Annotated in this window: 6 protein-coding genes; 4 read left to right on the forward strand and 2 right to left on the reverse strand. The window is 63.4% G+C overall.

The window, feature by feature from the left end; genetic code table 11:
- Nucleotides 1–1,181: polyprenyl synthetase family protein (locus tag AC0AP0_RS04655; protein ID WP_490429522.1), on the reverse strand; the 1,181-nt coding region annotated here is incomplete at its 3' end.
- Between the two features lie 200 nt (nucleotides 1,182–1,381).
- On the opposite strand from AC0AP0_RS04655, the gene AC0AP0_RS04660 reads away from it, so the two are divergent.
- The 4 genes from AC0AP0_RS04660 (at nucleotide 1,382) to AC0AP0_RS04675 (ending at nucleotide 11,026) form a co-directional block, all read left to right on the forward strand.
- Complete coding sequence (locus tag AC0AP0_RS04660; RefSeq protein WP_490429523.1) at nucleotides 1,382–1,987, forward strand: DUF4192 family protein; 606 nt, start codon at nucleotides 1,382–1,384, stop codon at nucleotides 1,985–1,987.
- 113 nt (nucleotides 1,988–2,100) lie between these two features.
- Nucleotides 2,101–3,522, forward strand: a complete 1,422-nt coding sequence (locus tag AC0AP0_RS04665) for an RNA polymerase sigma factor (protein ID WP_232350485.1) — start codon at nucleotides 2,101–2,103, stop codon at nucleotides 3,520–3,522.
- Between the two features lie 130 nt (nucleotides 3,523–3,652).
- Nucleotides 3,653–6,067, forward strand: coding sequence for a DNA gyrase/topoisomerase IV subunit B (locus AC0AP0_RS04670; protein ID WP_490429524.1), 2,415 nt, complete (start codon nucleotides 3,653–3,655; stop codon nucleotides 6,065–6,067).
- A 48-nt stretch (nucleotides 6,068–6,115) separates the two neighbouring features.
- Entirely contained in the window at nucleotides 6,116–11,026 is a 4,911-nt protein-coding gene (locus AC0AP0_RS04675) for an ATP-dependent helicase (RefSeq protein WP_490429525.1), read from the forward strand.
- A gap of 17 nt (nucleotides 11,027–11,043) precedes the next feature.
- On the opposite strand, the gene AC0AP0_RS04680 is transcribed toward AC0AP0_RS04675, so the two are convergent.
- On the reverse strand, nucleotides 11,044–12,243 hold a 1,200-nt coding region (locus tag AC0AP0_RS04680; RefSeq protein WP_490429526.1), incomplete at its 5' end, for a DNA gyrase C-terminal beta-propeller domain-containing protein.

Consider the following 12,243-nt stretch of genomic DNA (forward strand, 5'->3'; position numbering starts at 1 on the left):
CCGGCCTCGGCATCAATGGAAGATACACGTTCATGATACCCGGCGGTGGTGGCAAGCGGCAGGAAGCGTCGGCAGGCCTTCAGGAAGATGGTTCGGCCCCTGGCAGACAGGTGCAGGTCGTCGGCCAGGGCCTGGGCTCGGGCCTGGGCTCGGACGGACAGGTCGGCTATGCGTCGACGACTGGCCTCTACAGCACCGCAGGACTGCATCAGGTCACGGACCATATTCACCTGGGTATCCTTGCGGCGTTGGGAGGGGGAATCGTAGAGACGGCGAACCTCCTTGGCCTGGTCAGGATTGGCCATGGCCAGAGTGTCGGCCAGGAGGACGGTCCGCTTGCCCTCGCGGATATCGCCTCCCACGGGTTTGCCGGTGTGGCGGTCGTCGCCTGCCACATCCAGCAGATCGTCCGACAGTTGGAAGGCCAGTCCCAGATCCAGGCCTAGGGCGTGCACTGACACTTTATGCTCTTTCAGGTCCGTTCCGGCAGCTAGCAACCCCAGAGCCAGGGGGGCCATGGTGGTGTAGGAGGCGGTCTTCCATGCCATGGTGTGCATGGCCTGGCTGCGCAGACGTTCCGGATCGTCCAGGGAAGCCTCTTCCATCCCCATGTCCAGGACTTGTCCGGTGACCACAGCTGTCTGTATAGCTTGGAAGACCCTGCCGATGGCCGGCCCCTGAGGCAGGTCGGCAGCCGCCTGGAGGGCCAGGGCCGTGCTCAGCGATGCCAGCAGGTCGCCAAGGAGGATGCCCAAGCCAGTGCCGCGAGCATCAGGTCGGGCGGGGGCCCGGTCGTTTGGATTGTTTTCGGCAATCGACCGGCTCAGAGCCAGATGCGCGGCAGGGCGGCCACGGCGACGGGGGGAGCCATCAATGATGTCGTCGTGGACCAGGGCGCTAGTCTGGTAGACCTCCAGGGCACAGGCAAGGTCCACTACCGCCTGTTCACGGTCTGGATTCTGCTCGGATTCCAGAGCCCTCCAGACGTCGCAGAGCAGCAGGGCACGCAGCCGCTTGCCGCCTCGGCCAGCCTCGATTGCCTGGAGAATGACCGCCTGCAAAGCCTCCTGGGAGGGGTCCTGATCTAGGGGATGGTCCGGTCCGGGCCTCGGAGCAGTCAGGTGGTTGCAATGGAGATGGAGCAGTTCCTCCATACGCTGTTCGACCCGTGCTGCTGTCACGCTCTTCATGCCTTAGAGCCTATCTGCATATCTGCCCAGCGGGTGGGCTGCACGGCCCATGGCTGCAAGGAACATGGTGGATGGATGACCCCACTTGACCACATGATCGGCTGTGGCCTTCCCAACGGTTCCAACTGGTTCAGGATGGTGCCAAGGCTCCCCGGACCACAGACCGGGAGCGGATGGGAGGCGATGACTGTATGAGTGACATGCACGAAGACGGCATGACAAAACTTGTTGAGAACTACCGAGAGGGCCGACGACGATGGGGTGTGGAAGATGCTGACAGGCGATGGCTCCGGCAACCCTTGACGGACTGGACTGCCGGCTTGAAAGGGCAGCAGCCGTACCCGCCTTTGGACTCCGATACAGCTGACCGTCTGGCTGTGGCCATCAAGGAGACCCTGGCCATACGCGACGGGCTTATTCTGTCCATCCTGGCGCCTGAGCCTGGTCTGCACAGGGATCGGTTGCTGGACCTGTGTGTTCGTCCCAACGATCCATCCAACGTGACGGCGCTCTGCAGCATTCTGGATTCGGTCTTCAAGGATCCTGCGACACGGCCGGATCAACCCCGTTGTCAGGCTGGACTGGCCATGCTTGAAGCCATGGCGGATAAGGTTCCGCCGGGGTTCCGGTCCCAACCACTGGCGGTCGCGGCCTATGTCGACTGGTGGAGTGGGGGATCCCGGGCGTCCGGTCTTGCTGAGGGAGCACTGGACGACGACCGCTCATGCAGCCTGGCAGCCATCGTTCAAGCACTGATCGGCCGTAGTATCGACCCAGCTTGGAGGCAATCGGGCTGAATCGGGAATAATCGTCCCCCTGGGGTGGTTCACTTAGTGAGTCTACGATTTGACCTTGCCATAGCTGTGCCTTAAAAGCAGTGTCGGCGGGTGGGATGATCCAGGAGGAGAATTTGGCCACGAAGGACACCAAGTCAGCCAAGACAGCCACAGTGGATACCGGAAAGGGCCGGACCAGTTCAACCGCCGGCAAGACCAAGACCGCCACCAGGTCCAAGACCAGTAGCAAGGCGTCCCGCAAGACCACAGCCCGCAAGACCGCCACTGCCGGCACTTCGGCTACCAAGACGAACCACCGCCCGGCCTCCAAGACCACGAAGAAGGTCGAAGAGGAGCCCGTCCTGCAGCAGGAGGAGCAAGAGCCCGACGAGGACCTGCTAGAGGACCAGGAGGACGACGACCAGCTGGACAAGGGCGAGGATCAGCTGGAGGACGAGCCCGACGAGGACGATCAGGAGGAGGATGAGGCCTCCCAGGTCGAGGATGAGGCCGAGGAGGACCGCAAGGCCGCTCATGCCCTCGCTGCCAAGGTCAAGGGTGCCTTCGTTGTCGACGATTCTGATGACGACGAGAATGTCACCCCCTCAGGCAACCCCAAGCGTCGTGTGGTCACCGCTGGCGCCACCGCCGATCCTGTTAAGGACTACCTCAAGCAGATTGGCCGAGTCAGCCTGCTGAACGCCGAGCAGGAGGTGGACCTTTCGGAGCGTATCGAGGCCGGCCTCTATGCCCAGCATCTGCTGGACACCGAGGGCGAGGGCATGGACTTCAAGCGCCGCCGCGAGCTCAAGTGGGCTGCCAATGACGGGAAGAAGGCCAAGGATCATCTGCTGGAGGCCAATCTGCGACTGGTGGTCTCCCTGGCCAAGCGTTACACCGGCAGGGGCATGCTCTTCCTGGACCTGATCCAGGAAGGCAACTTGGGTCTGATCCGCGCTGTGGAGAAGTTCGACTATACCAAGGGCTACAAGTTCTCCACATACGCCACCTGGTGGATCCGCCAGGCCATCACCCGTGCTATGGCCGACCAGGCCCGAACCATCCGCGTGCCCGTCCACATGGTCGAAGTCATCAACAAGCTTTCCCGCGTTCAGCGTCAGATGTTGCAGGACCTGGGCCGCGAGCCCACCCCCGACGAGCTGGCGCGGGAGCTGGACATGCCTGTCGAGAAGGTTCAGGAAGTCCAGAAGTATGGGCGTGAGCCCATCTCCCTGCACACCCCTCTGGGTGAGGACGGCGACTCGGAGTTCGGTGATCTGATCGAGGACACCGATGCCATCGCCCCATCGGATGCTGTGGCCTTCTCTCTGCTGCAGGAACAGTTCCAGCAGGTTCTTGAGACCCTGAGCCCCCGCGAGGCCGGCGTCATTAAAATGCGCTATGGTCTGGAGGATGGGCAGCCCAAGACCCTGGACGACATCGGCCGTGTTTACGGGGTCACCCGTGAGCGCATTCGCCAGATCGAGTCCAAGACCATGTCCAAGCTACGGCATCCTTCGCGCTCGCAGACCCTGCGGGACTTCCTGGATCAGTGACCTCTACGCCCGGTGGGGAGACTCTGACACTGTCGAGGCCTCCTTGCTAGAAATGGTCATCGGTGCGTAAGCGACGGCCCATGTGAGGAGCTGTATCCTCCTGGGCGCCATGAGGTGAACGGCGAGGTAAATGGTGGCGAAAAAGCCTGATAAGGGAAAGTCCTATGGTGCCGGCAGTCTGACGGTCCTGGATGGCTTGGATGCAGTGCGCAAGCGTCCAGGCATGTACATCGGGACCACGGACAGCCAGGGGCTCATGCATTGCCTTTGGGAGATCATCGACAATGCCGTGGATGAGGCCCTGGCTGGCCAGTGCGACCACATCAAGGTCATCCTGCACCGGGATGGCTCCATCGAGGTTGACGACAACGGCCGAGGCATCCCTGTCGATATTGAACCTCGGACAGGGCTGACCGGCGTGGAGGTGGTCCTGACCAAGCTCCACGCCGGCGCCAAGTTCGGTAACTCTTCATACACGGCTGTGGGCGGCCTGCACGGAGTGGGCTCTTCGGTGGTCAACGCCCTGAGCTCCCGACTGGACGTGGAGGTGGACAGGGATGGCAAGACCCATCGGATGCGGTTCCACCAGGGTCATCCTGGCACCTACCAGGACCCAGATTCGGAGCATCCATCGCCTGACTCGCCCTTTAAACGCACCAGGAAGAACCGGCCTACGCCCCTGGAGGTAGTGGGCAGCGTGCCCAAGTCCCGTACCGGCACCAGGGTGCGTTACTGGGCTGACCCAGAAATCTTCAACACTACGGCCCGGTTCAGCTACGCCCAGCTGATTGACCGGGTGCGTCAGACCAGCTTCCTGGTGCCCGGCCTCAAGATCACCGTGATTGACGACCGCATTCCGGCTACAGGAAGCGCCGAACAGGACCTGCGCCTGGAGGTTGACGGCGACCCCGCTCCGGTCCAGGACGATCAGGACATTCATGAGAACCTTCGTGAATCGCCTGACAGCGGCGATATCTCTGAAAAAGGTGCCGGAGACGAACGTGCCGAGGACACGCAGGCAGATGCTGCACTAACCTCGGTCGGACATTCAGATGGCTCTGATTCCGACGGATCGGATCATGAGAGGGATGACGCCAATCTTTCGGCCACTGAGCGGGCTGACCGGCTCATGCTGCAGCCGGAGGACGAGTCCGGCCATCAGCGAGTGGAGGAGTTCCTTCACACCGGTGGAGTGACGGACTTTGTTGACTTCCTGTCCAAGGGTGAGCCGGTCAGCGACATCTGGCGGATCAGTGGACAGGACACCTACCAGGAGGAGACCCAGCGAGTGGGTTCGGACGGCGAGCTGCATGCCGAGCAGGTGGAACGTGTCTGCGGGGTGGATATCGCCCTGCGCTGGGTCAATGACTACGATTCAGTCGTCCGTAGCTTCGTCAATGTGGTGGAGACACCCGGCGGAGGCATGCACGTGGACGGGTTCATGAACGCCGTGACCCGTCAGGTGCGCAAGGCCGTGGAGGCCAATGCCCGCCGCCTCAAGGTCAACCTCAAGGACTCTCACACTAAGGTGGAGCGCGACGATGTCTTGGCTGGGCTGGTGGCCGTGGTCACTGTACGCATCGCCGAGCCGCAGTTCCAGGGCCAGACCAAGGATGTGTTGGGTACAGCCCAGGTCAAACCCATCGTCACCCGAATGACCGACGATCAGTTCGGCCAAATGATCAGTGGCTCCAAGCGCGGCTTCAAGGAGCAGTCCGGCCAAGTACTGGAGAAGATCGTCGGCGAGATGCACGCCCGCGTCCAGGCACGCAAGACCAAGGAGGTCACCAGGCGCAAGAACGCCCTGGAGTCAGCTTCCATGCCCTCCAAGCTCTCGGATTCCATGCCTGGCAACGACGACATCGCTGAGTTGTTCATCGTCGAGGGCGACTCCGCACTGGGTACGGCCAAGGCTGCCCGAAACTCCATGTTCCAGGCCCTGCTGCCCATTCGCGGCAAAATCCTCAACGTGCAGAAGGCCTCCCTGTCCCAGATGCTGACCAACAAGGAGTGTGCCTCCATTATCCAGGTGGTCGGTGCTGGCTCGGGAGCCAGCTTCGACATCGACCAGGCCCGCTACAACAAGGTCATCATGATGACCGACGCCGATGTTGACGGCGCGCACATCCGCATCCTGTTGCTGACCCTCTTCTACCGTTACATGCGGCCCCTGATCGAGAACGGGCGGGTCTACGCAGCCGTGCCGCCCCTGCATCGAATCGCTCTTGCAGGCAAGAACAAGGGGAAGTTCATCTACACCTATTCGGACGATGAGCTGGAAGGCAAGCTGGCCGACCTACAGGCCAAGCACATCGACTACAATCCCGATGTGCAGCGCTACAAGGGTCTGGGTGAGATGGATGCCGACCAGCTGGCTGACACCACCATGGACCCCAGGACCCGCATGCTGCGCCGTATCCGCATGGAGGATGCCGCTCAGGCGGCCGGCATCTTTCCCCTGCTCATGGGCGACGACGTACCGCCCCGCAAGCAGTTCATCGTGGACAATGCCGACGACTTCGACCGGAGCAAGATCGATACCTGATTGACCTTCAGGAATGTCCAAAAGGACGGGGAGAGGAGCGTGACGCATATGGACGATCCCTTGGGTAATTTCTCCCCGCAGACGGCGGACTGGTTCCGTCAGGCCTTTCCCGAAGGTCCCACGCCGACCCAGGTACAAGCCTGGCCGGCCATCCGCTCGGGCGGCAATGCGCTGATCATCTCGCCCACCGGTTCAGGCAAAACTCTGGCTGCCTTTCTTTGGGCAATTGACGAGCTCGTGACCAGGCCTCGGCGCTCTCGGGAACCAGGTGTCGCTGTGCTCTACGTCTCGCCCATGAAGGCCCTGGGGACGGACGTGGCCCGCAACCTGCAGAATCCGCTGGACGGCATTGCCGAGCGCTTCGCCAGACAGGGACGAAAAGTGCCCAAGGTCCGGACGGGCATCCGCACTGGGGACACCGATGCCCGCGGCCGTAGGGCTCTGGCTGCTCATCCTCCGGATATTCTTGTCACCACCCCCGAATCGCTCTATCTGATGCTGACCTCAAAGACGGCCAGCACACTGAAGAACGTCCAGACCGTTATTGTGGACGAAATCCACGTTTTGGCGGGCAACAAGCGCGGGGCTCATCTGGCGCTGAGCCTGGAGCGGCTGGACGACCTGGTCGGACGGCCAGTGCAGCGGATAGGTCTGTCGGCTACGGTCCGGCCGCCCGAGCAAGTGGCCCGTTTTCTGGGAGGCAGCCGTCCCGTCAGCCTGATTCAGCCCAAGTCGTCCACAGCCATGGACCTACGGCTTATCGAACCCCTGGAGGACATGGGCGATCTGGCTGCGCCGCCCGGCCAATTGGGCCAGGATGGGCAGGATGGCGACCAAAGAAGCGGATCCATCTGGCCTGCCGTCGAACGGGCCATTCTGGACCAGGTCCTGTCCCACCACACCACCCTGGTCTTCGTCAACTCACGGGGCCTCGCCGAGCGCCTGACCGCCCGGTTGAACGACCTGCACCAGTCAGATCTGCAGGCCTTGAATCACGACCAGCCAGGTTTATCCCATGAAACAGTTGAGTCCACCGGCAGGGCTGGGCAGGACAGGGAGCCCGCCCACTACGATTCGGCCACCGGGTCCACTTCCGATAGGACTTCCGGCCTGAGTGTCGACCAACCCATTGCCATGGCCCACCATGGTTCGGTGTCCAAGGAGCGCCGCCGCCAGGTTGAGGACGACCTCAAGGCCGGCAGGCTGCGGTGCGTGGTAGCCACCTCCAGCCTGGAGCTGGGCATCGATATGGGCTCGGTCGATCTGGTCATCCAGGTCAATGCCCCGCTGTCGACCGCCTCGGGGCTGCAGAGGGTGGGCCGGGCCGACCATCAGGTGGGACGGGTGTCGCAAGCCAGGCTTTTCCCCCTGACTCGTGAGCAGATCCTGGAGTGCACGGCCAGCATGGAAAGCATGGTCCAAGCCGATATCGAACCCACCATCATGCCCAGCAGTCCTTTGGATGTTCTGGCTCAGCAGACGGTGGCCGCAGCTGCCATGGGGCCACTCAAGGAGCAGGACTGGCTTGCCACAGTCAGACGGGCTGCACCCTTCGCCCACTTGGACCAGCAAGTCTATCGGGCGGTGCTGGGCATGCTCAGCGGCGCCTACACCTCACAGGACTTCACCGCCTTCCGCCCCATCCTGGTCTGGGATCACCAGGCCGGCACATTGACAGCCCGCCCCGGCGCGCAACGCCTGGCGGTTACCTCCGGAGGCACCATTCCCGACCGTGGTTCCTACAGTGTGGTCATGCCTTCAGAGGCCGCCGGCGGCAAACCCCGTCGAGTAGGAGAGCTGGACGAGGAGATGGTCTATGAGTCCCGAAAGGGAGACGTGATCACCCTGGGTACCACCTCTTGGAGGATCCAGCAGATCACCCGCGATCGTGTGGTGGTGGTGCCCGCTCCGGGACGCTCCGCCAGACTGCCCTTCTGGCATGGTGAAGGCACTGGACGTGACCCTGCCTTCGGCCGTCGCCTGGGCAAGCTTGCCAGGGAACTGTCCCAGGGTCTGATACCGGCGGTCCAGACCGCCTCCGGTCGGCCGGGCTTCACTCAAGCTGTCTGCTCTCGTCTGTTGGAGGACGGCCTGGACCGTCCTGCTATCAACAATTTGGCCGCCTTTCTGGCCGAGCAGCAGGCCTCTACGGGCCAGGTGCCCGACGACCGGCATCTGGTGGTCGAGCGTTGCCCCAACGAGGAGGGCGACCTGAGGCTGGTCCTCCATTCGCCATACGGACGCAGGGTCAACGAGCCCTGGGCTTTGGCCATCGCCGCACGGCTTTCCCGCGAGCGCGGCTACGACGGATCCGTCTGGGCAGGCGAGGACGGCATTGTCGTGCAGATTCCAGACACGGATGCCTTCCTGGAAGATCAGCGAATATTCGGATACACCCCCGATCAGGTGGAACGCGAGGTTCGACGGCATCTGGTTGGCTCTGCGCTCTTCCAAGCCCGCTTCCGCCAGTGCGCAGCCCGCTCGCTCTACATGCCCAGGATGGAGCCCGGCCGCAGGGTTCCGCTCTGGCAGCAGCGTCTACGGGCCTCCCGTCTGCTGGATGCAGCCCTGAAGGAGGATGACTTCCCCCTGGTTCTGGAGACCATGCGCGAGTGCCTGCAGGACGTCTACGACATGCCTGCCCTGCGCGAGCTGATGGCCGACCTGGAGCAGGGGAGCGTCCGTCTGGTCCCGGCCTCTACCAAGACCCCCTCGCCCATGGCCTCAGGGCTGCTCTTCGGCTACCTGGGTACCTTCATGTACCAGTACGACATGCCCAAGGCCGAGCGCGATGCTGCCATGCTGGCCATCGACTCCGACTTGCTGGAGCAGATGGTCGGCCAGGTGGACATGGCCGACCTTCTGGACCAGGAGACAGTAGACCAGGTGACCGCTGATTTGCAGCGGCTTTCGCCCAGGACCCAGGCCAAGGGGGTCGAAGGACTGGCCGACCTGCTGCGTATCCTGGGCCCCATGGATTTGGCGGGGATTCGTCGGCGCATGCGCGGGCAGGAGGACGAACCGGCGACGGAGGCACAGGTTCTAGTCATTTTGGAAGAGCTGAAGGCCCAACAAAGGGTGGTACAGATCAGGCTAGGCGCTCGCGACTGCTGGGTATGGGCTGGTCAGGTGGGGCGGCTTACGGCGGTCCTGGGCCCAGGCATCCAGCCATCCCCTCAGCCAACAAAGGAATCAGACGGCGAGGCCTTCGACCAGCTGGTCAGGCAATACGCTGCAGTCCATGGGCCGTTCACCACCGAGGACCTGGCTGGCCACCTGGGCCTGGGCAGTGCCCTCTTGGAGGACAGACTGCGTTCCATGGTCGCACGCGAGCTACTCATGACCGGGGTCTTCCCCCGTCCTGACCTGAGTGCCTATGGTGAGCCCGGATGGGAGGGAGGCGAACCCCGTCGAGGATGGCTGGATACCGAGGTCTTCCGTCGACTGCGCTCGAGGTCCCTGGCCAAGGCCAGCAAGGCTGCCAGCCCCGTTCCCGGCCATGTCTACAGCGACTTTCTTCTTCATCGGCAGGGTCTGGCCCCCCTCGGTCAGGAACCCCTGATGGGCACTGATGGGCTGCTGGAGGTAGTCGGGCAACTGGAAGGGCTGGCTCTTCCGCCTGCGCTCTGGGAATCGGCCATCTTCCCGGCCAGGGTGCGTGATTATGGTCCCGCATTGATGGACGATCTGCTGGCCGCGGGCCAGGTGGTCTGGGTGGGTTCCGAACAGGGCGAGGGGCCTCTGGGCGCCATGACCTTTTATCTGGCCGAGGACCTAGATGAGGAGCTGCCAGCACAAGCTGCCGGTTCTTTACCAGTCACGGATGAGGCCGACAAGTCGAGCAACTCGAGCAACGTGGGCGATCTGGAAGAGACCTTGCTGGGTGTTCTGGCTGATGGCGGAGCCTACCGCTTCGATCGGCTTCTGCGAGCCTGCGCCGGTCGGGGCAGAAGTGACATTGATTCCACTGATTCTGAGGCCCCCGACCAGGAGGCTCTGGCCCGGTCGCTCTGGTGGCTGGTCAGGCGTGGAATGGTCACCAACGCCTCCTTGGCTCCAGTGCGGCGCCTTGTCCGAGGGTCAGGCTCACAGACCTCAGGTAGGACCCGCCGTTTGCCCCATGGATTGCGTGGACGAGGCAGGCCCTTGGGTCGTTCGGCCTTGACGCGGACAGCCGGCTCATCAGCGCTGTCAGCGGCTACGGAGGGGTTCTGGACTCTGGTTGCGGATGAGCGCGGAGCAGCGGGAGGTGCGTCAGGGACTCACAAGGATGATTCAAGCGATGAGCTTAGAGGTAGTAGCCAGTACGCTGACCGGCAGCGGACCGTCCGCCTGGTCCACGAGGAGCAAGCCATACTGGACCGTTATGGGCTCCTGGCTCCGGTACTGTCTGAAGTGCGGTCCCTCCCTGGCGGATTCTCGGCCCTCTATCAGGTCTGCAGACGCATGGAGGAGGCCGGACAGCTGACACGCGGAGTCATCGTTGACGGTTTCGGCGGCGCCCAGTTCGCCCCCCGGGAGGTGATTGACCAGCTCAGAGGTTTCCAAGAGGATGAGCGCGATAACGATGATTCCGGGCAACGGCCACCTGAACCCGTGGTCATGGATGTGACCGATCCTGCCAACCTCTATGGCACGGCTCTTGCCTGGCCAACCACAACAGGGGATGGCAGCGGTCGGCCCATTCGGCGTATGGGGAACCTCATGGTGCAGAATCGAGGCCGCGCCCTGGTCTATGCGGCGCCCAAGGGTCATCATCTACTGGTCTTCGGCAAGCCGGACCGTGGATTGCTGGAGGCCGCCTTCGCCCAGCTGGCCTCATGGCTGAGGCGGGGTGGGCAGGGACGCATTCTCTTCAGTGATGCCAATGGCCGACCCCTGACTATGCGCGAACCGTTGGGCATGGCCATGTCCGCTGCCGGATTCACGGCCGGGCCGGGCGGCATGGCCCTCTACTGAGCCTTTGCTGAGCGTCCTCATGCCACGAAGGCGATAGGTGCTGCCAGTTCCTGGCCGGAGGCATCCCGTCGCATGTCCACGTCGGGCAGTTCGACCGGCGATCCGGCAGCAGTGCTGGCATGCAGGGGCCAGGAGCCTACCCGGGCCAGCAGCAGGGTGTCCTGACCTTTGAGGAAGCGCTGGGAGCGCACGCCGCCCGTGCCACGGCCCTTGACCGGATACATTTCCAGCGGCGTCAGCTTGGCTGATCCATTCTCGGTGCCTGGCAGGGCCTCGGAGTCGCCGGCCACGGTCAGGACCACGGCCCCGGCCTGGGTGCTCATGCCATCCTCGCCGGTCTCCTGGTAGGTCCAGCCGATCTCCCCTGCCGGTACGACCGCGAAGGTGGCGACCTGGCAGCCCTGGGCCAGACGTATACCCGCCATGCCTGTTGCATTGCGGCCCTGGGGTCGGACTTTGTCCCCGGTGAAGGTCAGCAGGCTGGCATCCGAGGAGATAAGGACCATGCGGTCCCCGTCCTGGCAGGGGGCTGCGAAGACCACCTGGTCGTCATCCTTGAGGTCGATGACCGACCAGGAGTCCATGGTGGTCGGCGACTCGCGGTTCCAGCGCTTGACCTTGCCCAGGCGTGTGCCCAGTGCCAGAGGCCGGGAGTCGGTCATGTTGATGACGGTGACGGCGTGCTCGTCGGCCTGGGGTTCGGTGCTGGCCGTTCCGCTCAGGAGCTCGTCGGCCACGATGCCTCCGCTCAGGTTGGGGTTGGCGGTGGCCGGGATCAGCGGTAGGTCGGCCACAGGAGCGGTGATCAGCCGTCCAGCCGTGGTGACCAGGCCGTATGTGGCCAGGGTGGTGGTGGCGAATATGGCGATGATCTGGTCGTCATGCCCACGGTCCTGGTTGCGTGGCCGGGACCGCCATGCAACCAGGGCGCCTGGAGTGCTGCGTGCCAGCAGTCCGGTGGCGCTCATCATGACCGTGCAGGGCTTGTCCTCCATGTGCAGATCGCCACCATCTTCGCTGCGGCTGGTTCCTCCGTTGACCGCCAGTGCAACCTTTCGGCCAGCACTGGCCTTACTGGTGGTCTGTTGAGCGGTCTGCTGATCACTGGCTGCCGACTGCACAGGGGCCAGATCTCCGGATGGCTCCTGGTCCAGGATGACCGTGCGCCTGGGTGTGCCCCACTGGGCCACCGCCTGATCCATCTCCTGGATGACCAC

Source organism: Bifidobacterium sp. POST2/T3 (B1) (assembly GCF_058197115.1).